21 protein-coding genes are annotated in these 25534 nt (G+C 60.6%); 16 read left to right on the forward strand and 5 right to left on the reverse strand.

Going from position 1 to position 25534, the window contains the following annotated elements; all coding sequences use genetic code 11:
- On the reverse strand, window positions 1–984 hold the full coding sequence (locus WJU23_RS00600; RefSeq protein ID WP_346330579.1) for a 3-oxoacyl-[acyl-carrier-protein] synthase III C-terminal domain-containing protein: 984 nt from the start codon (window positions 982–984) through the stop codon (window positions 1–3).
- A 95-nt stretch (window positions 985–1079) separates the two neighbouring features.
- Between WJU23_RS00600 and WJU23_RS00605 the strand changes: the two genes are divergently transcribed.
- Window positions 1080–1964: a LysR family transcriptional regulator gene (locus tag WJU23_RS00605; protein ID WP_346330580.1), complete on the forward strand. Its 885-nt coding sequence runs from the start codon at window positions 1080–1082 to the stop codon at window positions 1962–1964.
- 78 nt (window positions 1965–2042) lie between these two features.
- Here WJU23_RS00605 and WJU23_RS00610 read toward each other — a convergent pair whose 3' ends face one another.
- Complete coding sequence (locus tag WJU23_RS00610; RefSeq protein WP_346330581.1) at window positions 2043–3437, reverse strand: Gfo/Idh/MocA family oxidoreductase; 1395 nt, start codon at window positions 3435–3437, stop codon at window positions 2043–2045.
- Window positions 3438–3485: 48 nt separating this feature from the next.
- Complete coding sequence (locus WJU23_RS00615) at window positions 3486–4340, reverse strand: sugar phosphate isomerase/epimerase family protein (protein ID WP_346330582.1); 855 nt, start codon at window positions 4338–4340, stop codon at window positions 3486–3488.
- Between the two features lie 183 nt (window positions 4341–4523).
- Between WJU23_RS00615 and WJU23_RS00620 the strand changes: the two genes are divergently transcribed.
- From WJU23_RS00620 to WJU23_RS00640, 5 genes are all read left to right on the forward strand, one after another.
- Entirely contained in the window at window positions 4524–5018 is a 495-nt protein-coding gene (locus WJU23_RS00620) for a LysM peptidoglycan-binding domain-containing protein (protein WP_346330583.1), read from the forward strand.
- Window positions 5019–5115: 97 nt separating this feature from the next.
- The gene (locus tag WJU23_RS00625) at window positions 5116–5820 is read left to right on the forward strand and encodes a hypothetical protein (RefSeq protein WP_346330584.1); all 705 of its coding nucleotides are present in this window, start codon (window positions 5116–5118) and stop codon (window positions 5818–5820) included.
- 166 nt (window positions 5821–5986) lie between these two features.
- A complete protein-coding gene (locus WJU23_RS00630; RefSeq protein ID WP_346330585.1) occupies window positions 5987–6871 on the forward strand; it encodes a hypothetical protein in 885 nt (294 codons plus the stop codon).
- A 189-nt stretch (window positions 6872–7060) separates the two neighbouring features.
- Window positions 7061–8734, forward strand: coding sequence for a dihydroxy-acid dehydratase (locus WJU23_RS00635; RefSeq protein ID WP_346330586.1), 1674 nt, complete (start codon window positions 7061–7063; stop codon window positions 8732–8734).
- Window positions 8735–8964: 230 nt separating this feature from the next.
- Entirely contained in the window at window positions 8965–9990 is a 1026-nt protein-coding gene (locus WJU23_RS00640) for a PIN domain-containing protein (protein ID WP_346330587.1), read from the forward strand.
- A 35-nt stretch (window positions 9991–10025) separates the two neighbouring features.
- On the opposite strand, the gene WJU23_RS00645 is transcribed toward WJU23_RS00640, so the two are convergent.
- Window positions 10026–10988, reverse strand: a complete 963-nt coding sequence (locus tag WJU23_RS00645; protein ID WP_346330588.1) for a PEP-CTERM sorting domain-containing protein — start codon at window positions 10986–10988, stop codon at window positions 10026–10028.
- Between the two features lie 52 nt (window positions 10989–11040).
- Here WJU23_RS00645 and WJU23_RS00650 point away from each other — a divergent pair, with 52 nt between their 5' ends.
- Complete coding sequence (locus WJU23_RS00650; RefSeq protein WP_346330589.1) at window positions 11041–11220, forward strand: hypothetical protein; 180 nt, start codon at window positions 11041–11043, stop codon at window positions 11218–11220.
- On the forward strand, window positions 11189–11383 hold the full coding sequence (locus tag WJU23_RS00655) for a hypothetical protein (RefSeq protein ID WP_346330590.1): 195 nt from the start codon (window positions 11189–11191) through the stop codon (window positions 11381–11383). The genes WJU23_RS00650 and WJU23_RS00655 overlap by 32 nt, the downstream gene beginning before the upstream one ends.
- 20 nt (window positions 11384–11403) lie before the next feature.
- Here the strand turns inward: WJU23_RS00655 and WJU23_RS00660 are convergent, their stop codons facing one another.
- Window positions 11404–12471, reverse strand: a complete 1068-nt coding sequence (locus WJU23_RS00660) for an AI-2E family transporter (protein WP_346330591.1) — start codon at window positions 12469–12471, stop codon at window positions 11404–11406.
- A gap of 98 nt (window positions 12472–12569) precedes the next feature.
- Between WJU23_RS00660 and WJU23_RS00665 the strand changes: the two genes are divergently transcribed.
- From WJU23_RS00665 to WJU23_RS00700, 8 genes are all read left to right on the forward strand, one after another.
- Complete coding sequence (locus tag WJU23_RS00665; protein WP_346330592.1) at window positions 12570–14381, forward strand: GMC family oxidoreductase; 1812 nt, start codon at window positions 12570–12572, stop codon at window positions 14379–14381.
- A gap of 3 nt (window positions 14382–14384) precedes the next feature.
- On the forward strand, window positions 14385–15050 hold the full coding sequence (locus tag WJU23_RS00670) for a gluconate 2-dehydrogenase subunit 3 family protein (protein ID WP_346330593.1): 666 nt from the start codon (window positions 14385–14387) through the stop codon (window positions 15048–15050).
- Between the two features lie 196 nt (window positions 15051–15246).
- On the forward strand, window positions 15247–17406 hold the full coding sequence (locus WJU23_RS00675; protein ID WP_346330594.1) for a DUF1549 and DUF1553 domain-containing protein: 2160 nt from the start codon (window positions 15247–15249) through the stop codon (window positions 17404–17406).
- Between the two features lies 1 nt (window position 17407).
- Window positions 17408–19591 (forward strand): PPC domain-containing protein, encoded by a 2184-nt coding sequence (locus WJU23_RS00680; protein WP_346330595.1) that lies wholly within the window; start codon window positions 17408–17410, stop codon window positions 19589–19591.
- Window positions 19591–21891 (forward strand): c-type cytochrome domain-containing protein, encoded by a 2301-nt coding sequence (locus tag WJU23_RS00685; RefSeq protein ID WP_346330596.1) that lies wholly within the window; start codon window positions 19591–19593, stop codon window positions 21889–21891. The genes WJU23_RS00680 and WJU23_RS00685 overlap by 1 nt, the downstream gene beginning before the upstream one ends.
- Before the next feature lie 30 nt (window positions 21892–21921).
- Window positions 21922–23346 (forward strand): DUF1501 domain-containing protein, encoded by a 1425-nt coding sequence (locus WJU23_RS00690; RefSeq protein WP_346330597.1) that lies wholly within the window; start codon window positions 21922–21924, stop codon window positions 23344–23346.
- A gap of 150 nt (window positions 23347–23496) precedes the next feature.
- Window positions 23497–24276, forward strand: coding sequence for an ATP-binding cassette domain-containing protein (locus WJU23_RS00695; RefSeq protein WP_346330598.1), 780 nt, complete (start codon window positions 23497–23499; stop codon window positions 24274–24276).
- Window positions 24277–24316: 40 nt separating this feature from the next.
- Window positions 24317–25531: an FtsW/RodA/SpoVE family cell cycle protein gene (locus WJU23_RS00700; RefSeq protein ID WP_346330599.1), complete on the forward strand. Its 1215-nt coding sequence runs from the start codon at window positions 24317–24319 to the stop codon at window positions 25529–25531.
- Window positions 25532–25534 lie beyond the last annotated feature (3 nt).

The raw sequence follows: 25534 nt of genomic DNA on the forward strand, positions 1-25534 counted from the left end.
TTAGATGAGATCTGTGATTTCAAGAATGATGGCCGACCAGCTCGAGCCGAAGCCATACGCAAAGAGCAGCACCCGCTGCCCCGGCCTGAGAACGCCTGTCGCCCGCGCCTGCTCCAGCATCAAAAAGCTGTCCGCCGCGATGGTGTGGCCAAAGCGCTGCCGCGGAATAAAAAGCCGGTCCTCAGGAATGCCGCACAGCCGCAGCAGGATGGGCCAGCTTGCAGCATTCACACCCGTCGGGATCACCAGATCCACGTCCCCGGCTTTGAGGTCCGCCTTGGCCAGCACCCGGCGCACGGTCATCGCCGCAGTTGGAAAATAGGCCGCGATGATCTCGCTCTGCCGCGTGGGCACGTCCCAATACCAGCCTTTGGAAATTTGGTGATGCGCCAGCCACCGATAGCGCAGGTTCTCACGCGAGACTACCACCGCGCAGGCCGCATCACTTACTACATTATAAAGTACCTCCCGCATGGCCCCTTGTGGAAAAGCATCCGCGCCCACGCACAGCACATGCTCCAGATCCGGCTCTGCCATCAGCAGCGCACGAGCCTGCCGAAGGGCGGAAAACATCCCTGCGCATCCCTGCTGAGCCACGCCGCTGATGAAAGCCCGCTCCAGCCCCAGCGCATCTTGCAGCCAGCTCGCCTGATAACAAAACATCCCCAGCAGTCCCGTGTCCCCCGGCTTCTCGCTCTGCCGCAGATGAGCCGAAGGCAAGGCTCCCCCACACAACAGCGCACCGATCTCCTCCGCCTTCAGTCCCGCCGCATCCAGCGCGCCCTGCCCTGCCTTCAATGCCAGCGCATGGATGTCATCACCAATCCACGCACCGTCAAAACCGAAGGCCCGCAAGTTCTCATGCGGTGACGACACATCCAGTTCATCGAGCGGCAGGAACCTGTCCGGTAGCAGCGCCCGGTGTGACCGGATTCCCGGCAGCGCTATTAAGTCTGAGTTGGCGTGTGTCTCGTCTTGTTTCATCACGGCACCACCAATGCCGCGCCGCAAGACCCCGTGTTAATTGATAAAACGCGATCGTGTATTGAGCAGATCAATGATCCCGCTACGCTGCGCCGGTGAACATCCACCACCTGGAACTCTTTTATTACGTGGCCAAGCACCGGGGTGTCAGCGCTGCGGCGCGGCACATTCCTTATGGCATCCAGCAGCCCGCCATCAGCGCCCAGATCATCCAGCTTGAGGACAGCCTGGGCATCACCTTGTTTCAGCGCCGCCCGTTTGAACTGACGCCGGAAGGCCGCGAGCTTTTTACCCACATCGAGCCTTTTTTCACCGGCCTGCCCAAGCTCGCCGACAGGCTCCGGGGCGGGCGCGAGATCCGCCTGCGCATTGGTGCACCTGCTGCCATCCAGCAGAATTATCTGCCCCGCATCCTGAAGGCCATGCGCCGCCGGTTTGCCCGGCTGGAATTCAGCCTCCTCACTGGCAGCCAGAGCGAGTTCGAAGCCTGCCTCCTGGCGGATGAACTCGACATCGCCGTCACCAGCGTCTTTGGCAAACCCGCCCCCGGCCTGCGCCAGCATGAGCTTCTCTCCCTTCCGCTCGCCCTCATGGTGCCGGAAAAAAGCCGCATCAAAAGCCCCCAGGATCTCTGGAAACAGGACCGCATTGATGAACCGCTTATCTGTGTGGATTCCGCCGATGCCCTCTGCCGCTGCTTCCAGCATGAACTCCAGCGCCGCAAGATCGAATGGTTCCCTTCCCTGGAACTCGCCTCGCTGGATCTCGTGGCCGAATATGCCGCGCAGGGATTTGGGATCGGCTTGGTCCTGGACCAGCCGGATCACCGCCCTCCTCCCGGCACACGACGCCTGTCGCTGATCGATTTCCCCCGGCTCACTTACGTAGCCATGTGGCCCGGCAAGCCCACCCCGATGATCGAATCCTTTCTTCAAGGTGCACAGGGAATGGCGGTCGAACTTGGCAATCTGAAACCCTGACATTGGGCAACAAAAAACCCGGCCCACCTTACGGCAGACCGGGGTTGATTGAGTGCTATTTGTTAGACGACCGTCTGCTTAGATGATCTCGACGCCTTCGACCTTGACGCCGGGGATGGCGACGGGGTAGCCGCCGTCGCCATCGGGTTTGGCGGGGGGCTCGGTCTCGGCGGTGACGATGGCGGGCATGTGCTGAACTTTGGAGTTGAAGCACTCGTCCCAGGTGATCTCCTTGCCGGAGTAGGTGGCCATGCGGCCCATGACGGCGGTCATGGTGGATTCGGCACCGTAGTAGGCGTTGTTGATGGGGGTGTTATCCCGCACGGCTGCCTGGAGGATGTCGTGCTCGATCTGATAGGGGTCAGGATCGCTGCTGCGGCGGGACCGCTTCGGCTTGGCGGCCTCGGCCAGCGGATCTTCTCCACCGACGGGGCGGTATTTCCAGATGACGTTGCCTTTGTGATCCACGGCGTAGCAGTTGGGCTTGTTGTCCAGGTAGATCTTGCCTTTGGTGCCGGTGAACTCTTCGCGCACGGCGTTGTACACGCCGGACTGGTGGCGGCACTGGCTGTTGATGCGGACGCCATTTTCATAGGTGAACTCGACGTAATGGTGGTCGAAGATCTGGCCGAATTTTTTGTCGGTGCGCTGCTCGCGGCCGCCCATGCCCTGGGCGCTGACGGGATGGCCACCGATGAACCAGTTGGCGACGTCAATGTTATGGATGTGCTGCTCGTTGATGTGATCGCCGCAGAGCCAGGTGAAAAAGTACCAGTTGTTGAGCTGGTACATGAGCTCGGACTGGCCGGGCTGTTTGTCACGGAACCAGATGCCGCCGCCGTTCCAATAGACCTGGCCGGAGACGATGTCGCCGATGATGTTCTGCTCCTTGACCTGCTTGAGGGCTTCTTTGTAGCAGTTCTGGTAACGGCGCTGGAGGCCGACGACGACCTTGAGGTTTTTTTCATCGGCGATTTTGGCCATCTCGAGGACTTTGCGAACGCCGGGGGCGTCCACGGCGACGGGCTTCTCCATGAAGACGTGCTTGCCGGCATTGACGGCGGCTTCGAAGTGATAAGGGCGGAAGCCGGGAGGGGTGGTGAGGATGACGAGGTCGCAGGTGTCAATGACCTCCTTGTAGCCGTCGAGCCCGGCATAGATGCGGGAGTCGTCCACTTTGACTTTTTCCGCGTGTTTGGTGCGGAGGTTGGAGAGGGCGCCCTCGGCTTTTTCTTTGAAGGCATCCGCGACGGCATAAAGCTCCACGCCTTCCTGCTTGGTGCTGAGGGCCTGGTTGGCGGCGCCTGAGCCGCGGCCGCCGGTGCCGATGAGGCCGACTTTGATGCGGTCGCTGCCGGCCACATTGGCAGACTGGGCGATGGTGAGGCCGCTGGTGGCGACGGTGACGGCGGTGGCCGCGGCGGTTTTGCCGATGAAGTCGCGGCGGGTGGTGGGGGTCGTTTCGGTATTCATGGGATCGTTCGGTTGGTTCAGTTCAAAAGGGTCTAACAAAGAGTAACTTCAGGCATTCCAGGCTTTCTTGATCACCTCGATGCCTTCGAGGTAAACCTGGTCAGGTGAGGGGAAGAAATCACGCCAGACGCGGGTGGCGGCGGCGAGGTCCGGCAGGGAGCCGCCGAAGGCCTCGATGGTCATCCAGCCGTCGTAGCCCAGGGACTTCAGCTTCTGGATCTGCTCCGTGATGTTGATGTGGCCGCGTCCGGGAGTGCCACGGTCGTTTTCGGAGATGTGGACATGGTTCAGCTTGCCAGAATTATAAACGGTCTCGATGGCGGTGAAGGGGCACTTTTCCTCGATGTTCGCATGGAAGGTGTCATACATCGTGCCGAAGTTGGCGTGGTCCACGCGCTTGGCGTAGCTGGCGGCCTGCTCCATGGTGTTGAGGAGGTGGGATTCAAAGCGGTTCAGCGCTTCGATGGCGCATTTGACGCCGGCTGCTTCGGCGACGGGGGAGATGGCGCGATGCACTTCAGCAGCGCGGTTCAGCTCTTCCTCAGTGGGATATTTGCCGGTGAACTGGCCGAGCACCTGGTAATAAGGGCCGCAGAGGGTCTGCACGCCGGCATTATGGGCGCACTCCAGAACGCGCTTCAGGTGGTCAATGGCACCCTGGCGGTTGGCGGCGTCGGGGCTGATGGCATTGTGCGCTTCATCAGGCAGGACGGTGACGGCGGTGGCCTCCAGGCCATTGTCCCTCAGCACGCGGCCGATGGTGGCAAAGTGGGCGGCATTGCTGACATCGAAGATGGGGATCTCCACACCGTCGTAGCCGGCGGCCTTGAGTTTCTCGATGACGGGGAAGTTTTCTTCGGTCACGTGACCGGTCCAAAGGAGGAGATTAAAGCCGATTTTCATGGATAGGGGAAGGCAGACTAGAAAAGCGCCGGGGAAACCGCAAGACTTGCTTTCCGGCGATTTCGGGACGCGAACCCCTGTCAACGACGCGACCCGCCCCAAGGTTTCATGTTGAACAAAGCAATCTCAAAACCATACTCATAGCTGGTCCCCATTCTTTTTCTTAACCCACCCGCCCTCACGATGATCCCCGCCGCCCGCCTCCTGACCTTCGCCGCCGTCTGCTCCCTGCTGACTTCCTGCCAAAACGGCCAGTCCCTGGGCGGCAATGATCCCTACGTCTCCAACTACGGCAACGACGGCGGCTACAACCCGTATCCCGGCCAGCCTGGATATGCCCAGGGCGGCAGCTCCTCCAGCATCCCCACCTACACCCCGCCGCCCGCCCCGGTGGAGGCGGACCCGTATGCCTTCAATGCGCCCACGAGCTCAAGTTCAAGCTCCGGCTCCAGCAGCTACACCGCCCCCAAGAAAACCACCACATCTTCCTCCAAGCCGAAAACCTCGACCAAATCCACCGCCAAAAAATCTTCCGGCAGCGGCAGTTATAAAGTTGTCTCTGGCGACACCCTTTATGGCATCGCCCGCAAGCGCAGCACCACCGTCGCCAAAATCAAATCTGCCAACGGCCTCAAATCCGACCTCATCCGCCCCGGCCAGACTTTGAAGATCCCGTAAATGGAAACGGTCATCCGTTCCATAATTGGGATCAACGTGGAATGGCGGAGACAGGCGAATGAATCTTCACTCATCACCGTCCACCCCTGCTCATATTATGGAAACACTGACCCCATCCCAAGCCCCTGCCGCCACCGGCAGCGCGTCCCCTGCCCCTGGCACCGTCATCCGCCAGGGCACCTCCGTTAAAAAAGCGGTACTTATTACCTTGGGCGTCTTTGCCCTGGGCTGCGGCATCGCCGCTGCCACCACCGCCTGGTGGGTGAAGCGAAATATTTACGCCAGCCCGATCCAGCCCGTCAGCCTGACCCAAAACGAGCAGCAGACCCTGGATGCCAAGCTGCACGTTCTTGAAAGCACGTCTGCACCGGCCACCCAGCCCGCCGTTTCACCGGGCGAGCAGGAACGCACTCTGGTGATCACTGCCAAGGAGATCAATGCCTACCTGGCCAGCCAGAATCTGGGAGAAACGGTTAAAATTGACCTTGGTAAGGACAGCATTTCTGCCACTGTCCTGGTGCCAGTCCCCCAGGATGCAGGTTTGCCGCTGCTCTCCGGTACCACACTGCGCCTCAGCCTCGCTCTGGGCGCGCGAATGGACGAAAATAAAAAAGTCGCCCTTCAGGTCCGGGATGTCCGCGTTGGCGGTGTTCCACTGCCGAATGCCTGGCTGGGAGACATCAAAGGCGTCAACCTAACGGATGAAACGTTACAAAACGACCCCGCGATCCAGCGCTTTCTGGCTGGCATTCAGAGCCTTGCAATCACCCCGGATGGCCTTCTTGTGGTGCTTGCAGAGTGATTTTAGCACGCATTGGGTGTCGGTTGGACCAAAGAAATCGTTCTCTGTTCAATAGTTTTCAGAAAAAGATGCTTGGCAATGGCCCGCAGGGTGCTTTAATAGCGGCGCACGGTGGGAGGTCTCCCGGACCAACCTCCATCTCATCAACAAACCAAAATCGACCATCATGAAATTGAAGAGCATGACCTCCGTCATCACTAAGTCGGCACTCGTTCTGGCAGCTACGGCTTCCCTGAGCGCTTTCGCCGGCACTCCTGCCCCTTCCAAGGGCGTCGCCCCAGTCCTTCCCCCGGAAGAGTCTGGCGCACTGTTTGACACCCTTGGTGCAACACTCGAAGTGGGGTATGACACCCGCACTTATTACCGCGGCCTCTGGTTCGCGGACAACGCCGTCTGGACTGGCCTCAGCCTGAGCATCCCTCTGACTGAGCAGCTTTCCCTCGGCTTCGGCGCTCTTTACCTGAGCACCGTCGAAACCACCGCAGGCAACGGCGCTCCGTTTGGCCAGGGTGACTTCGACTACTCCGAACTCGACCTTTCCGCTTCCCTTAGCTATGACGCAGGTTTCGCGACCTTCGGCCTGGTTTACACTCACTATGAGTTCTGGGATGGTTTCTCCGGCACCAACGCTGGCGTCCTCAACGGCGCTAACGAAGGCAACGTCTCCAGCGCTGACGAAGTCGGCATCACTGTGGCCGCTGCTGCTGGTCCTGTGAACCTGTATGCTGGTTTCTACTATGACTTCCGCATCGGCGGTTCCTACGCTGAAGTTGGTGCTGACCTGCCTATCGAAATCACTTCCTGGTTCTCCATCGTTCCAGCAGTGAAGACTGGCTACGGCTTCGACTACTACACCAATGGTGTGGCAGCCGGCACCCGCAGCGGTGGTTTCACCCACGTGATCCCTTCCGTGTCCGCTCCTATCAAGCTGACATCCATGGCCACTCTGACCCCTTACATCGCTTACAACATCTCCCTCGACGCTCGTCGCGCCCTGAACACTCAGGACAACGAAATCTTCGGTGGTGTCAAGCTGAGCGTGAGCTTCTAATTCTGTCGGAGTCTTAAAGATTCCTTCATCCAACTCCCAACCAGTGCTCCTGGTTGGGAGTTTTTGTTTGTACATTTGGCAGTGCCATTGCATCATCATCCTTGTCCTGTTCCTTGTCTTTATCTCTCCGGACCTGTATTAAAGCTGCCTGCAAGAGATTTTCGGCCTCCCCACCAACCGCTTCCTGAAATGCCGCCCACACTGCTCAACTGGAATTCTTCCTCACTCACCCACGGCTGGCAGCGTGGTGTCAAATCCTTCTACTGGGGTCTCGGCTTTCATGAAGCGGACTTTGACAAGCCACAGATCGGCATCGCCACCCCCCTTCTGGATGGCAACCTCTGTAACATGAAGGCCTACGAGGTGGCCAAACTGATCCAGACTGGCTGTGCAGAGGCCGGTCTCATCGCCTTTCCATTCGGCGTCTCAGGCGTCAGCGACAACATCACCCAGGGCCATGAAGGCGGAGCTTCCTCCCTGGTTTCCCGCAATCTCATGGCCAATGGGGCGGAGATGGTCACCAGCGCCCATTGTTACGACGGCATGATCGGCGTCCATCATTGTGATAAAAACGGCCCCGCCTTTGCCATGGCCCTGGCCCGGCTGAACTATCCGGGCCTCATCGTCAATGGCGGCAGCATCCTGCCCGGCTGCCACGCCGGTAAACCTGTCACCATCCTCGATTCCTATGATTCCCAGGCTCAGGCCAATAACGGCACCATGAGCTACCAGGAGTCCGAGGACATCATCCGCGCCGCCTGTCCTGGAGCCGGCGGCTGCGGCATCGCCGCCTCCTTTAATACCTGGGGCATTGCCCTGGAGGCCATGGGCCTCAGCCTGCCGGACACCTCCTCCATCCCTGCTGTGGATGCCGCCAAAAAGGACGATTGCCTCCGCGTGGGACAGGCCATGCGCAATCTTTTGGAGCTGGATCTCCGCCCACGCGCCATCATCACCAAGGCCGCGATGACCAATGCCATGACCGCCATCGCCGCCATGGGCGGCTCCACCAATGGCGTTCTCCACATCCTCGCCGTCGCCCGTGAGGCGGGCCTGGACTTTACCCTGCGGGATGTCCAGACCATCTGCCGCCGCACTCCTGTTTACTGCAATTTCGCCCCCCGTGGCCGTGGCACCATGGCGGATCTCCACCGCATCGGCGGTACCGCCATGCTCCTGCGCCACTTCTTAAAAGCGGGTCTGCTGGATGGAACCTGCATCACCGTCACCGGGAAAACACTGGCCGAAAACGTCGCTCACTGCCCGGATGTCCCGGCGGACCAGGACCTCATTGCCCCCCTGGGCCAGCCTTTCAAAGACTACGCCGACCTTCAAATCTGCTTCGGCAATCTCGCCCCCCACGGCATGGTCTTCAAAGTCTCCTCCCGCCAGAGTCCCCGGTTCAAAGGCCGCGCCATCTGCTTCGACAGTGTGCAGGCGGTCTCCCAGGCCGCCACGGAAAAGCGCATCCGCCCGGGCCACTTCGTCGTCCTGCGCGGTGTCGGCCCCATCGCTGCCGGCATGCCCGAACTTCTCGTCGCCTCGGCCGCGCTCGCCGTTCCGGAGCTGGATGGCCAGGTCGCCTTCCTGTCGGATGGCCGGGTCTCTGGCGTTTCCCACGGCGTCATGGGCATCCACTGCTCCCCGGAGGCAGCCGTCGGCGGCCCCATCGCCGCCGTACAGGATGGTGATGAGATCGAGTTCGACCTCCTGGAAGGTACCATCCACCTCCACGCCGACCTCACCACCCGCCCGACGGCTTGGCCGAAACCTAATCCCCGTCGTGGCTACCTGGCCGACTTCGCCGCCACCGCCCAGCAAGCTCACGAAGGCTGCATCTCCTCCTGGGTGCTCCAAAAATAATTCGGCCTGCCAACTGCGGCCCCCGAGCCTGATATTTAAACCACTAATACCCAGCAATAAGCACTAATATTCCCAACCCCAATCTCTGACCTGAGTGCCCACCGCCGGGCAAAAGCCGCTTTAAACCCTCCCCAAAAAAACCTTTCCACCTCAAAATCTTTTTACCCGTCTTCTTCCACAGTCCCGCACTGTGAACTGAGCACTCTGCACTTTCCCTCTCCTTCTCCCGCATGAATTCCACCTGGTCCATCCGCCTCATCCGGGCTCTGTTTTTTGCCTTTTTTGTCTTCACCGGTATCACGGTGGCGCTGGGTTTTCAGCAGCCTGCGTGGCTTGGGGCTGTCACCGGGGCCTTGGCCATGGGCCTCATCATCATCCTGGACACCATCTTCGTCCGCTTCAGCCTGCGTGATTTTTCCCAGGCCACCTTTGGCCTGGCCATCGGTCTCTTTTGCGCCTGGCTCATCACCCGCATCGGCGTCTTTCAGCTCAGTTATTTCCAGTCCATGCTGGACGGGGAAGCCCTCCGCAATGCGGTGGAAATCGTCATTTACACCTGCTTCGCCTATTTCGGCATCACCTTTGCCCTGCGCAGTGATCGGGACCAGTTCGCCCTCCTGATCCCTTACGTACGCTTCCGGCGTGACGGTCTGGAAGGCGAGCCCCTGCTGCTGGATACCAATGTCATCATTGACGGCCGCATCCCTGCCGTGGTCAAAACCGGCTTCCTCAGCGGCGCCCTCGTCGTCCCCCGTTTTGTTCTGGATGAACTTCAGCTTCTCGCCGATTCCGCCGAGCCTCAAAAAGTGATCCGTGGCCGGCGTGGGCTGGAGGTGATGGAGGCCATGCGTAACCTGGAAGACCTGCCCCTTTCCATCCATGAAGACCCGCCCGGCGTCAGCCGCGACCTGCCAGTGGACACCCGCCTCGTGTCCCTGGCTCGCGAGCTCAATGCGCGCCTCCTCACCAATGACGAAAACCTGGCCAAAGTCGCCCGCCTGCGCGGCATTGTCGTTCTGAGTTTTAATGACTTGGCCATCGCCCTCCAGCCGCAGCTCAATCCTGGGGATGAACTCTCCCTCTCGCTCACCCGCCCGGGCAAGGACAAACAGCAGGCGGTGGGTTACCTCCCGGACGGGACCATGATCGTCGTCAACAACGCCGCGCAGTTCATCGGCCAGACCGTCGAAATCGCCATTTCAGGTGCCCTCCCCACCTCCGCCGGCCGCCTCATCTTTGCTGAACTGAAAAAGTAGTCTCTCGGCCTGCTTCTTGACGTCGCGTCAGACCCTCACCTTCGCCGCCGCATTCCCAGCCCCGCACCTACCATTATCAACAGGATGCCGCCCGGCTCCGGCACGCCCACGATTCCCTGGATCTCCAGCGCACTCGCGGAAATGCGCGAGGCATAAAAACTCCCTGCACTTCCGTCAGGCAGAGGTCCTGCCCAGCCGGCACCGTCGCTTCCTTGGTAAAACCCTCCACGGTCAAAAAGCGCGGCCTCAAACTCCAGCCCGTCGCCAGTTACATTGTTGGTATCAAAAAAGCCGTCCACACCATAGTTGATGCCTGCCAGCTTCCAGACGCCGCCGTCATTCACAAAAACCGCCCCGCCGGAATCCCCCACGGAAAGCGTCGCCTCATTCTGGCCCAGCACCGGGCTGAAACTGGCCCGCAGGTATTCATTGCCACTGATCGTCGTAATGCCGTCCACCTCATTTGCCCCCCAGCGCACCACCCCGTCTGCCCCGGTGTGATACCAGCCCTTCAGGTCGCCTCCCAGCTCCACCTCCGCCCCGCGTGGCCCGCCGCGACCGTATACCACAAGATCCATGCCCGCTTCGAGCTCACCCATATAGAGCGGTGCATAAGCTGAAAAGCTCTCGTTGATCTTATAGATCCGCAGATCCGTATCCCCCACCTGCCAAAATCCTATTCCCGCATTTGCCGCCGCATCTATCGTATAGATGCTCCCTGATTCCACACTGGTAAAAGTGGGCACGGCGGATACGCCGATGTGATCTGCGGTAATGAAATACTGCGGCGCGATCATCGTGCCCAAAAAGTCCCCGTACATCCCCTGGTAGCTCCAGCCGCTGTCCGCATACATCCCCGCTGGAGCGGTGGTATTCACCAGAGCATCCCCGGTATCATATAGGATGATCCCTCTGGCGGTGCCCAGCAGGCATGCCCAGGCCAGCCCTCCGGAAAGGAGGACCAAACGTAAAAACGAGCCCGTTGGCACCGCTAGCATGGTGGCAATTTAATCATAACCGTCAAAATTTCCATAGGTTTATCTTTTCCCCATGGAAGAAGGCTATTGCACAGTTGAGCCACTTTCTGATAAACCGAAACAGCAGGCCAATCCTTTGTCTTATGAATTCTTCCAGCTTATTTATTCCGGGTTTAACCTCGAGTCCTTTGGCCATCATTATCGCAGCCCTGTTCCTCTTCATGCATGCCATGTTCGCCTGGGGCGTATTTAAGGACAGCGCGCTCCAGTTTCATCATTACCAGCGCCGCACTTATTTCGTTTCAGGATATCTATGGGCACTGGCCACGCTCCTGGGCGGCATCATCACGGTGGCCATCTACTGGGTGATTCACTGCTCCACGCTGCGGCCACAGTCACCACCGCCGGGTCCGTAGCCAGCCACCTCCGCCTTCATTTAAACTGGATCCTTCCCCGCTTCCTCCCCTGCCCCTTTTTCCAGCGTCTCCTCCACGTAGAGCTTCTGCACGACCACCATCAGGACGGCCACCATTGGCGTGGCCAGAGCGACGCCGAAGAGGCCCAGCAGGGTGCCGGCCACCATCTGCGACACGAGAATCAGGGCCGGGGCCAGGCGGACCGTGCGGCGCTGGATCAAGGGCGTCACCAGATAGCTTTCCACCGTCTGGATCCCAAGATACATCAACAGCACGTAAAAACCTCGCATGGGGCTGTCCATCATGGCCAGCAAGGCCGCAGGAATCACGGCAATGATCGGCCCCACATTTGGGATAAAAGTCAGCACGGCAGCCAGCAAGGCCAGCGTGAGGGCCAGCGGTACGCCGAACAGCAGCAGGCCAATCCACGTCAGAATACCGATGAGCGTCATGCTCATGAACTGGCCGATGAGCCACCAGTGCAGCGTATCGCCCAGGCGGATGAGCAGTTTGTCTGCCCTCTTCCGGTGCACCACCGGCACCAGCCGCACCACCCCATGCCGGTAATAGTCGGGCTCGGAGGCCATGTACAAGCCCAGGACCAGAATGACAAAAAAGCCCGCCAGGGCACCCGTCGTCGTGGAGAGAAAAGACCTGGCCTGCGACAGCGCGCTCCGCTCTGAGAAATACTGGTCCGCCTCAGAAACCCGCTCCACCAGCGCCGCGCCCCAGCTCGTGCTGGAAAGCTGGTCGCGCAGGGATCTGAGGGATTCCGGCAGAGACTTTGACAACTCCTCCACCTGCTTGCTCACCTCCGGTGCCAGCAGCCAGCCGACCAGGCCCACTGCCCCCGCGAGCCCCATCGCCACGACTGCCAGGGCCCACCCGTCGCTCAGCGGGGTCACCTTGCTGAGAGCCGTGCTCAGCCCGCGTAGAAAAACCGCCACCAGAATGCCTGCGAAAACCACCAGCAAAATTTCCGCTACTAAGCCCAGGCCAAAGAGCAGGATGGCCACAAGCGCGACAATGAGCACTGCCTGAAAGACACGCAGTTTAAATTTTCGTGCCGGGGCGTCTTGGACGGTCATCCATCCAATTCGTTTTTGACTTCCCGTTTGGCCCTCATCGGATGCTCCTGCGATGCAAGGATAAGAGAGACTCCCATCCTTCCCCACGTTACTCCCCAATGCCCGTTATCTCTGCCGAAAAAGCCCAGTCCACCTATGACGTCGTCATCGTCGGTTCCGGGGCCGGGGGCGGCCAGACCGCCTACACCCTCACCATGGAGGGCGTCAAAGTCCTCATGCTGGAGGCCGGCCGCTCCTTCGATCCCGCCACCGAGGTGGCCATGTTCCAACTTCCCAGTCACGCCCCCCTGCGCGGCACCAAGACCCCGGATAAACAGTACGGCTTTCACGATTCCTCCATCCACAGCGGCTGGGACATCCCAGGCGAGCCGTATTCCAACGCCGGTACCAAACCCGAAGACCAGTTCAAATGGTGGCGCCAGCGCATGATGGGCGGACGCACCAACCACTGGGGCCGCATTTCTCTGCGCAACGGCCCTTATGACTTCAAGCCCCGCACCGTCTATGGCGCCGGTTTCGACTGGCCCATCACCTACGACGACGTCGCCCCTTATTACGATAAAGTGGAGATGCTCATCGGCGTCTTTGGCAGCAACGAAGGCCTGGAAAATTCCCCCGATTCCTCCCCCGGCGTCCTCCTTCCCCCGCCGAAGTTCCGCGTGGGCGAGCTTTATGCTCAAAAGCACGCGCCCAAGGCCGGCATGAAGGTCACCCCCATCCACCGCGCCGTGCTCAGCGTCCCCCAGGATGCCGAAAAAATCCCCGCCCGCCTCCATCCTGGCAATCCCAAAGCCCAGGCCATCCTGGCCGATTCCATGCGCGGCCGCGCCCCCTGTTTCTGGGCCACCGACTGCCATCGCGGCTGCTCCATCCGCGCCAATTACGATTCCCAAACCGTCCACCTCCGCCCCGCGCTCGCCACCGGGAATCTCGACATCCTCCCCAACGCCATGGCCCGCGAGGTCACCCTGAGCAAGGACGGCAAAGCAAATGGCATCACCTTCATTGACAAGACCACCGGCCAGGAAGGCCACGTTAAAGGCCGCGTCATCGTCCTCGCCGCCAGCTCCCAGGAGTCCGTCCGCCTCCTGCTTAATTCCAAATCCACGCTCTTCCCCCAGGGCCTCGCCAATTCCAGCGGCAAGCTGGGCAAATACATCACGGATTCCGTCGGCAGTTCCTTCAGCGCCCACATCCCCGCCTTTGAGGGCATGCCCCTGCACAATGAAGACGGTGCCGGCGGCCCCCACGCCTATGTCCCCTGGACCCAGCATGCGCTCAACCGCAAGGGCGAGCTTGGCTTCCCCGGCGGCTACCACCTGGAGTTCAATCCCGGTCGCCACATGCCCAACATGACCGTCGCTAACGGCGCGGAGCGCCTTGCGGGCCGCAGCGGCACCAGCTACGGCCGCCAGTTTAAAGAGGATGCCCGCCGTTTCTACGGCTGCCGCATCGGCTTCGGGGCCCAAGGCACCATGCTGCCCAACGACGGCAGCTTTTGCGAGATCGACCCCAACCTCAAAGACCAGTGGGGCATCCCCGTCCTCCGCTTTCATTGGAAGTGGACCGAGCACGAGCTGAACCAGGTCCGCCACCAGCAGCAGCGCATCGCCGAGCTCCTGGAGGCTCTCGGCGGCCACTTCTCCAAGCCCCCGGAGACCGACCCGCTCAAGGCCATCCGCAACGGCGGCACCGTCATCCACGAGGTCGGCGGCGCCATCATGGGCGCCGATGCAGCCACCTCCGTGACCAACCAGTGGAGCCAGACATGGGACGTCAAAAATCTCTTCCTGGCCGATGGCGCCCCCTTCGCCAGCACTGCCGATAAAAATCCCACCCTCACCATCATGGCCCTCGCCTGGCGCATGGCGGACCACCTCATGGATGAACTCAAAAAAGGCAACATCTAAGCCATGCCCCCTCACGTCCCCCTTTCCGCCCCCCTGGACCGCCGCGCCGCCATCCAGTGGATGCTCACCGCCACCGCCGGCCTCAGCATCCCTGGCACGGCCTCCGCCCAAGCCCAGTCTGCCGCCAAAAGCCCAATTCCCCCCATCACGGCCAAAGGCTACGGCCCCGATCCCGACATCGTCAAAATCTACAATCCCGGCGACGTCTGGCCCCTCACCTTTACCGACGCCCAGCGCCGCACCGCCACCGCCCTCTGCGATGTCATCCTCCCTGCGGATGAAACCTCTCCCGCAGCCTCCGCCGTCGGCGTCCCCGCCTTCATTGATGAATGGGTCAGCTCTCCCTACCCCGAGCAGGCCCCCGACCGCCCCCTCATCATCGAAGGCCTCGATTGGATTCATGCCGAATCCCAGCGCCGTTTCCAGCTCCCCTTCCCCGACCTCCAGCCCGCGCAGCAGACTGCCATCTGTGATGACATCGCCGCCGCCAAACCCAAGCCTGAGCACAAAAAACCCGCCGCCTTCTTCAAGCGCTACCGCGATCTCACCGCCGGTGGCTATTACACCACTCCCGAAGGGATGAAGGACATCGGCTACCGTGGCAACGTCACCTCCGCCACCTTCGACGGCCCACCCCTCGAAGCCCTCAAACACGTCGGCCTGGCTTAGTACAGTACCCATCACTCTCCGAGTGATGCGATGCCCCCCTCGCCCCCTTATCCAAAACCCACCCACCTCCACTGCGCACTGCGCACTGAACACTGAACACTGACCCTAACCCCTCCCAGATTCGCTGCTAGATCCTCGAAAGGGGGCCGTATGCTTTCACACTGAAATGATACGGGAAACCTTTCTCTTTTGCTGCTTGGCCTCCGCTGGATTTGCAGCGGAGCCTTTGAGTTTTGTCCGGGACGTCCAGCCCATTTTGACGAAGGCGGGCTGCAATGCGGGAGCCTGCCATGCACGGGCTATCACCGGCCAGCGTGGCTTCCGCCTGAGCGTGCTGGGTTTCGAACCGGCGGAGGATTATGAGGCGATTGTGAAGCAGAGCAAAGGCCGGCGTGTCTTCCCACCGGCACCGGAGGAGAGCCTGCTGATCACCAAAGCGGCGGCCATCGTACCCCACACAGGCGGCAAGCGGCTGGAGCCTGGCTCGGAAATGTACCACACTCTGGTGCGCTGGGTGGCCGAGGGCATGCGCTATGAATTGCCCGATGAGCCGGAGCTGAAGGACATCCAGGTGGAGCCTGCACGCATCACTTTGAAAAACGAAGCGGCCCAGCAGCTGAAAGTCATGGCGCGATACACCGATGGCAGCAGCCGGGACGTGACGGAACTGGCTCTCTTTGAAGCCAATGACACAGCGATGGCCACGGCCAATGAAAACGGCCTGGTGAACACGCTGAATCTGCCGGGCAATGTGGCGGTGATGGTGCGCTATGGCGGGAAGGTGAGCGTATGCAGCGTGTCCATCCCGCTAGGGGCTCCGGTGGAGCAACTGCCGCCTGAGAAAAACTTCATTGACCAGCATGTCTTTGCGAACCTGAAACAGATCGGCATTCCGCCGTCGTCCATCTGTGATGACAGTACCTTTCTGCGCCGGGTGTCGCTGGATATTGGCGGGCGTCTGCCCACGCTGGAGGAGACGGAAGCCTTCCTGGCTGACCGGTCACCGGATAAGCGCGACCGCGCCATTGAGGCCCTGCTGAACTCACCGGACTATGCGGATTATTTTGCCAACAAATGGACGGCGCTACTGAAGAACCAGCGGGCTGCGGCCTCGGACATCACGGCAAATTTTGCCTTCCATGCCTGGATGCGCGACAACCTGCTGGCGAACACGCCCTATGATCAAATCGTGCGGCAGATCCTCGCTTCCACAGGCACGATTGTATCCAATCCGCCAGTGGCCTGGTACAAGCGGGTGAAGGAGGCGACCACCCAGGTGGAGGATGTGGCGCAGCTTTTCCTGGGCGTGCGCATGAACTGTGCGCAGTGCCATCATCATCCGTTTGAGCGCTGGACGCAGGGCGAGTATTTTCACCTGGCGGCATTCTTCAGCCAGATCGGGCGCAAGCCCACCACGGTGGCGGGGGAAGACCTCATCTTCCACAAGCGCGGCGTCGCCCAGACGGAGCACCGCAAAACGGGGGAGATGCTAAAGCCTGCAGGCCTGGGAGATGCGCCGATGGACATCGCGCCGGATGATGATCCCCGCCTGGCGCTGGTGGACTGGATGGCGAAGAAGGAGAACCCTTTCTTTGCCAAGGCGCTGGTGAACCGATATTGGAAACACTTTTTCAAGCGCGGTCTGATCGAGCCGGAGGATGATCTGCGGGATACCAATCCGCCGACGAATCCAGAATTGCTCGATGCATTGGCGAAGCACTTTTTGGAAAGCGAGTTTGATTTGAAGTCGCTGGTCCGTGTCATCACTCAAAGTTATGCCTATCAGCTCAGCGCGATGCCCAATGAGCACAACGTGGTGGACCAGCAGGCCTACTCCCACTACTACCCGAAACGCATGACGGCGGAGGTGCTGCTGGACAGCATTGACGCGGTGGCAGGGACCAAGACGGACTTCGCGGATCTGCCGCCGGGCACGCGGGCCATCTCGCTGCCGGACAACAGCTACACCAAGGCGTCACCGTTTTTAAAGGTGTTTGGCCGTCCGGACAACACCAGCGTATGTGAGTGTGAACGTGTGCAGTCGGCCAGCCTCGCCCAGAGCTTGCACTTGATGAACGCCCCGGATATCAAGGAGAAGCTGACGGCCAAAACAGGCCGGGCCGTGCTGCTTTCCAAAGCGGAAACCTCGGAGCCAAAACGCATCCGCGAGATTTACCTGGCGGCCTTTTCCCGTGAGCCGTCTGCGGAGGAGCTGAAGATCGCGGGGGCCTATCTGGCCAGGCCGCGCACCGATGCGGAGGGCAAGGTGCTGGATTCACAAACAGCCAGCCGCAACGGTTATGAAGACCTGCTGTGGGCGCTGATGAACACCAAGGAATTTCTATTTAACCATTAAGATGATGCACTCAAAGTTTTCACTCGCACTCGCTGCCGGAGTTTTGTTCTCCACGGTCAGTTTCGCGCAACAGGTGACCCTGCCTTTGCCGCGCCTGCTGACGGTCATGCCCATGGGGGGACAGGCGGGGCAGGAGGTGGAGGTCAAAATTACCGGCCAGAACCTCGAGGACGTTTCCGCCTTGCTGTTTTCCAGCCCCAAGATCACCGCCAGTCCCGCAGCAGGTAAGCCGGACACCTTTGTGGTGAAGATCGCCGAGGACGCGCAGGTGGATGTTTATGATGTGCGGGTGATGTCCCGCCTGGGCATTTCTTCGTCACGGGCTTTCTCCGTGAGCAAGCTGACGGAGACGGTCCGCAGCAAGCCTAACAACACGTTAGAAACGGCGATGCCGATGAGCCTGGGCTCCATCTGCAACGCAACGATGACGAAGCGGGCGGTAGATTATTATTCCTTTCAGGGGGTGAAGGGCCAGCCGGTGGCCGTGGAGTGCGCGGCGACGGGCATTGACTCGCAATTGACGCCCGTGCTGGTCATCGCCGATGCAAAAGGGGCCGATCTCAAGGTGAACCGGACGGGCGGGATGATTGACTTCACGCCGACAGAAGACGGAACTTACATCATCAAGGTGAACGATCTCACCTACCAGGGCGGCGAACGCCACTTTTACCGCCTGGCCTTGCAAAAGGGACCTGCCCAGCCACATCCCCAGACACAAATGGTGAGTGCGATGTCCTGGCCTCCGGTGGGGCTGGCTTCCACGGCGGCCACGGCTGAAGCCGAGCCTAACAACAAGGATGCGCAGAAGATCACTCTGCCCTGTGATATCTCCGGCTACTTCTTCCCGGCGGCGGATGTGGACACCTTTGAGTTCACCGCCAAAAAAGGCGAGACCTGGTGGGTGGAAGTGGGCAGTGAGCGCCTCGGTTTAAACACAGATCCTTTCGTGCTTGTGCAGCAGGTGAAGGACGGCAAGCTCAGTGATGTGGCGGAGTTTTATGACATGCCACCGCCGATGAAAGTCACCAGCAATGGTTACTCCTACGACGGCCCTCCCTATGATGCCGGCTCGCCGGATGTGCTGGGCAAATTTGAGGTCAAGGAGGACGGCACCTACCGTCTGCAAGTGCGGGACCTCTTTGGCGGCACGCGCAATGATCCGCAGAATGTTTACCGGCTGATCGTGCGCCAGGCTGCGCCGGATTTTTCCCTTGCGGCCTGGGCAGTTCACATGACGCTCCGCAACGGTGACCGCGCGGCCTTGTCCAAGCCTGCGGCTTTGCGGCAGGGGGATGCGCGCGCCTTTGAAGTCGTCGTGCAGCGTCGCGACGGTTTCGATGGCGACATTGACATCCACATGGAGGACCTTCCCCAAGGGGTGAAAGCCGCAGGCCTCAAGATCGCCAAGGGTAAAACCTATGGACATCTCATCATCTACGCGGACGAGGATGCACCTCGCGGATTCTCCCTGGCCAGGCTCATGGGCAAGGCGGTGATTGACGGCAAGGAAGTCACAAGGCCGGTCCGTGTGGCCAGCATGGAATGGCCTGTGATCAATGCCAAGGCGGAGATCCCGGCCCCACGTCTGATGTGCGATCTGCCGGTGTCCGTCACCGATTCTGAACAGGCACCCGTGACCATCGCCACGGCCGAGCAAAAGGTGTTTGAAGCCAAGGTGGGCGAGGTGCTGACGGTTCCCCTGAAGCTGACCTGGCGGAATGATTTCAACGGCACCTCCATCAAAATAAAAGCCTATGGAGAGGGTTTCAGTGCTTTGAAGGATGTCGAGATCCCCATCAAAGCGGCGACGCATGATCTCAAGCTGGACCTGGCGGCGATGAAGATTGCCCCTGGGGAATACACCTTCGTTTTGCAGAGCCTGGGCATCTGCAAATACCGCTACAATCCCGGTGCGGTGCCCCTGGCCGAGGCTGAGCAGAAGAAGGCCGCCGATGCACTGGCTGCAGCCGCGGCGGAAGCCAAAGCCCTGGCTGCGACGGATGTGGAAGCCGCGAAAAAGGCCGCTGAAAAACAAAAGCAGGCGGAAGCCGCAATGACCGCCGCCACCCGCAAGATGACCTCCGTTTCCAAATCCGCGAATCCGGCGGATACGGTGGAGATCATCATCTCCCAACCGATCCACGTGAGTGTGAAACCGGGAACCCCCACCACCGCTGGCAAGTGATGAAACCTAGCGCCCTCATTGCCCTCCTTTGCAGCACGAGTGCCGTCCAGTCGGCTGACCTCGAATTCTACCAGGATGTGTATCCCTTTCTGAAGACGAACTGCATCTCCTGCCACAACAAGACGACCGCAAAAGCGGGCCTCAACATGGAGACGCCGGAGCTCATGATCAAAGGCGGCGACTCCGGGCCGTCCCTCATTCCGGGCAAGAGTGAAGAGAGCCTCATCGTGCTGGCTTCCACGCATAAGAAGGAGATGGAGATGCCGCCGGTTAACAACAAGTCTGGCGCGGAAAATCTGAGCCCGGAAGAGATCGCGATCCTGAAGCAGTGGGTGGATGAAGGTGCCAAAAGCTCCGTCCAGCAGGTGCGTGCGGTGATACTGAAAAACTTCTCCACCACGGTGGACCCGATCTACAGCGTGGCCGTGACCCAGGATGGCCGCTATGCAGCCTGCGGGCGGTCTAACAAAATCTATCTTTATGACCTGGCCACGCGCCAGCTTGCAGGACAGGTGAGCGACCCGGCGGAAAAGGACGGCGCGGCGCATCGTGCATTGGTGCAGTCATTGGCCTTCAGCCCGGACGGCACACGGCTGGCCAGCGGCAGTTTTCAAGAGGTCAAAATCTGGAAACTGGATCTGACGCCTTCTGTATCTTCGTCGGGCGAAGCCGCTTTCACGTCAACTCCTGCGGGCGATGCAGTTCTCAAAAAAATCACCACCACAGGCAAGGTATCCGTTTTGACCAGCGCCCTCTCTGCGGATGGCAAGCAAGTGGTCACCGGCTGTGCAGATGGCACCGTGCGGGTGTGGGACGCTGCCACGGCCAAGCCCCTGATGGAACTGCGAGGCACGATAGAATCAGTCAAGAAGACAGCGGAGCTGGATCGCATCATCGCCGCCCAGACCCTGGAGCAGACCTTTTATAAAAGCGAACTCACCCGCTATGCCGCGCAAGACAAAGCGCTGGATGTGCTGCTGGGGAAAGCCAAAGAGGCCATCGTGACCATGGGCAAAGTCCTGCCGGAAAAGAAGAAAGCGGTCCCGCCAACCACAGAGGCCAAGATCGCTGCCCAGAAAAAGGTGGATGAACTGAGCGCTCAATTTGCCAAGGCCAAAGACGCGGCGCTGGAGAAAGAACTGAAGGCTGAACAGGACAAACTCATCACGGCCACCACGGCTGAGATGTCCGCCCTGGCAGCGGTCTCGGCGGCGGAGAATAACATCAAGGATGCCGAAGATGATGTGAAGCGCATCACAGCTTCCAAAGCTGATAACGCCAAAAGCGTGGCCTCAGCGAATGCAGCGATAGCCGCCGCCAAAGCCACTCAGGACAAGGCCACGGCTGACGTGACCACTTTAAAACTGGCGATGACAAAAGTTGCCTCAAAGCCTGTTGCGGTCGGCTTTTCCGCCGATGGGCATCGCGTGGCCTCTTTGTTTGAAGACGGGGCCATGCGTGTCTGGGCGACTGCCAGCGGCACCCCGATTGAAGAGAGCCGCAACCCTGCCAGCACAACGACCACGCTCGCGGCCACCGCCGATGGCAGCTTTGTCGCAACAACAGCTTCCACCCTGAGAGTCGGCAGCCCTCCGCGCTGGACCTTGGAGAAAAAGATCGCTCCCAAAGGCCTCTTCGCTGACCGCCTGAATGCCGTGACTTTCAGCCCGGATGGCAAGACGCTCGCCACCGGCGGCGGCCAGCCCTCCCGCTCGGGCGACATCATCCTGCTGGATGTGGCCACAGGCAAAGCCACGAAGACCTGGAATGAAGTACACAGTGACAGCGTGCTGTGCCTGGATTTCTCCCCGGACGGCAAGCTCCTGGCCTCGGGTGCGGCGGACAAGATCGCCCGCGTCATGGAAGTCACCTCAGGCAAGCAGGTTAATCTTTTGGAAGGCCATACCCACTATGTCACGGGCATCGCCTTCCGCAGCGATGGCCGCGTGCTGGCGACTGCGGGAGCGGAGGGTAGCGTGGTGACCTGGAACATGCTCATGGGCGAGCGGAAAAAGAAAATCGAAGGCTGGTCAAATGAGGTCACTTCCTTGGAGTTCATCGGCGCCACGAATCAGATCGTCACCAGCGCAGGTGACAACCGCATCCGCATCGTCACGGATGAAGGCGCCGAAGTGCGCTCCATGGCCAATCTGCCAGACTTTATGCAGTCCGTGGCCAGCTCTCCCAATGGCAGTGTCATCATTGGCGGCGGCGAGGACAGCCAGCTTCGCCTGTGGGATGCGGCGGGCAAGGAATTGGCCGCCTTTGGCGAAAAGCCGTCTCCGCCCGGAACCCGATAAACCTTTTCTTTTCAACCCGTACTCTTTCCCATGTCTTCCATCATCCCGCCACCTTCGATCATGCGATGCGCAGGTCCCATGTCACGCCGCGGCTTCATGCAGTTCGGCCTGACAGGCATGGCCGCGCTGAGCTGGCCCGGATTGATGAAACTGCGTGCGGAAAATGCCGCGAAGCCAAAGTCTGAGCGCAAGTCCATCATCATGGTGTGGCTGCCGGGGGGCCTGTCTCACATTGACACTTACGATCCAAAGCCCGACGCGAGCAGCGAGTATCGCGGGCCGTTCAAGACCATTAGCACCAAGGTGCCCGGCACACGTTTCACCGAGCTGCTGCCGCTGAGCGCCCGCATCGCCGATAAGTTCACCGTCCTGCGCTCCATGCACCAGACCGCCGGCGGCCACCCGGCCGGCACCATGCAGATGTTTTCCGGCGACAAAGACACCCGCGACAAACCGAAACCCCGCCTGCCGGACTGGATGTCCGTGGCGCATTACCTGCGCGCCAAAGAAGGCGGGCGTTCCAATCCCCTGCCAAATTACATCGGTGTGCCGGCGGTCTCCCCGGAGTACTCCAGCCCGGCGTATCTGGGAGATGCGTTTGCCCCTTTTGCCGTCAGTGACGACCCGAACCGTCCTAACTTCCAGGTACCCAACATCGGCCTGGAAAACGAAGCCGAAGTCCGCCGCCTGAGCGACCGTATTGCCCTGCGCCGCAGTCTGGACCGCATGGAGCGTGTCTTTGACAAGGAAGGCGAGCTGGGCGCGCTGGATGAATTCGAAGCCCAGGCCGCCACCCTGCTGACCAATCCGCAAACCCGCGACGCCTTTGACCTGAGCAAGGAGGAGCCCGCCACCCGTGACCGTTATGGCCGCCATCGCTGGGGCCAGCAGCTCCTGCTCGCACGTCGCCTCGTGGAAGCCGGGGTGGAGATCGTGACCAGCAATTTAAACGGCCCTCTCTGTGGCCGCGTGAACAACTGGGATGACCATGCGGTGAACCAGCATCAGTTTGAAGCCCTGCGCTTCCGCATGCCCACCTATGACCAGTGCGTCTCCGCCCTGATCGAGGACATCTACGCCCGGGGCCTGGATAAAAAAGTGCTCGTCGTCGTCACCGGTGAATTTGGCCGCACGCCGAAGATCAGCTTCGACCGCAGCACCGGTGCCGGCAATGCCAGCGGCCCGACAGGAACGCTGCAACCCGGTCGTGACCACTGGCCGCGCGCTTTCTCCAACATCTGGGCCGGCGGCGGCATCCAGACCGGCGCGGTGATCGGCGCGACTGACAAGCGCGGCGAGGATGTCATCGAGCGGCCTTGCAGCGCCAGCGACTTCCTGGCCACCATCTATCATCACCTCGGCATCGATTATCAAAAAGTCACTATCGAGGACCTGAACGGCCGCCCCACCCACATCGTGGAAAACGGTCGCGCGATTGCCGAGCTGCTTTCATAGACCGGTTAATTCCCTCTCAGAATCACTTCCAGCCACCACTCTCTGCCCCAAGCATTGAGTTCTGGGCACTCCCGTCCCCCGCCCCATCCCCCTGCACTTTCCTCAGCCTTCGTTTGGCACCTCCCCGCAGTGTGGTAAACTCCCGGCCATATGGCCCTCCTCCGAGTTGAAAACCTGCAAGTCCACTTCCCCCTCCGCACCGGCTGGTTAGGCCGCCGGGAGGTCGTGAAGGCCGTGGATGGCGTCAGTTTCCAGGTGCAGGAGGGCAAGACCCTCGGCCTCGTCGGCGAAAGCGGCAGCGGCAAGTCCACCGTCTCCCGCGCCCTGCTGAAGCTCATCCAGCCCACCCACGGCACCGCCCACTACCGCGACCAGGAGATCTTCTCCCTGCCCGAGCCCGCTTTCCGCCCCCTGCGCAAAGAAATGCAGATGATCTTTCAGGACCCTATCGGCTCCCTGAATCCCCGGATGACCATCGAGTCCATCCTTGCGGAACCTCTCACCATCCACTTCAAGGACATGACCCGCCAGCAGCGCCGGGACGTCTCCGCCGCCCTCCTCCACCGCGTCGGCCTGCCCGTGGATTCCCTCCAGCGTTACCCGCACGAGTTCAGCGGCGGCCAGCGCCAGCGCATCGGCATCGCCCGCGCCCTCGCCGTCCAGCCCAAATTCCTCATCTGCGACGAGCCTGTCAGCGCCCTCGATGTCAGCGTCCAGGCCAGCGTCCTCAATCTCCTCAAAGACCTCCAGGACGAGTTCAAGCTCACCTACCTCTTCATCGCCCATGACCTCGCCGTCGTCCGCCACATGAGTGATGACATCATCGTCATGAACCGGGGCCAGATCGTCGAAAGCGGCCCTGCCGATGACCTTTGCGAGCGCCCCCAGCACGAATACACCCGCAAGCTCCTCGCCTCCATCCCCGGCTGAGCCTTCCGCCCCCTTCCCTCTCAGGCACTGCCACCCCGCCATGACCCCGCTTTTCAAAAAATTCCTCGGCATCAACTGGATCCTCATCCTTACCATGTTCGGCCTCCTCGCCTTCGGTGTGTATGCCATTTATAACGCCTCTTATTTCCGCGATGATTCCGGCGTCCTCAGCCTCCACACCAAGTGGAAGGACCAGATGCGCTGGGTCGGCCTCGGTGTCCCTTTCCTCCTCGCCGCCTCCCTCATTGATTACAAATGGATCCGCTGGGCCTGCATCCCCATGTACCTCGCCGGCATAGGCGGCCTCGTGTATCTGGAGCTTTACGGCATTGAGGTCAAAGGCAACAAAGCCTGGATCTTCATCGCCGGCCAGTCCATCCAGCCCTCCCAGTTTGCCATCATGGCCGGCATCGTCACCCTCGCTGTTGTTTTTGGGGAGCTCCCCCGCATCTGGCCGGTCTTCCGCCGCCCCTGGCTTCGCATCCTCGTCGCTGGTATCGTCGCCGGCGTCCCCGCCGCCATGGTCATCAAGGAAGACCTGGGCTCAGGCCTCGTCTGGGCACCCGTCTTCCTCTCCATGATGCTCGTCGGCAGCATCCCCTTCCGTTACCTCATCACGCTTGTCCTCAGCGCCCTCTGCGTCATCCCCATCCTCTACTTCTTCATCCTCAAACCCTACCAGCAGGCCCGTATTGACACCACCTGGTACATGATCACCAACCAGATGGACAAGGTGGACACCCGTGGCGACGGCTGGGTCCCCACCTATGTGCAGATGGCCGTTGCCTCCGCCGGATTTGAAGGCAAAGGCCCCCTCTCCGTCAAAGTCCCCGACCAGGCCAGCATCCACCGCCAGTTCTTCCCCCAAACAGAAGCCCACAGCGACTTCATCTTCGGCGTCATTTGTGAGGAATTCGGCTTCCGGGGTGCCCTCCTCCTCCTCTCCGGCATCGCCCTCCTCCTCATCCAGGGCATCTTCATGGCCTTTTATTCCCGCGACCAGGTGGGCCGCCTCCTCGTCGTCGGCGTCGTCACCATGTTCTTCGCCCACACCTTTCAGAATGCCGGCATGAACCTCGGCATGCTCCCCGTCATCGGCCTGCCCATGCCCTTCATCAGCTACGGCGGCACCTTCATGATTGTCACCCTCTTCCTCGTCGGCATGATGCAGAGCGTCTGGGTCCACCGCAACATCTCCCCCGTCCTCAAACGCAAAACCTCCTCCGGCCGCGAGATCCGCGACGACGACGATTGAGCC

It is taken from the genome of Prosthecobacter sp. SYSU 5D2 (assembly GCF_039655865.1).
Lineage (GTDB): Bacteria > Verrucomicrobiota > Verrucomicrobiia > Verrucomicrobiales > Verrucomicrobiaceae > Prosthecobacter.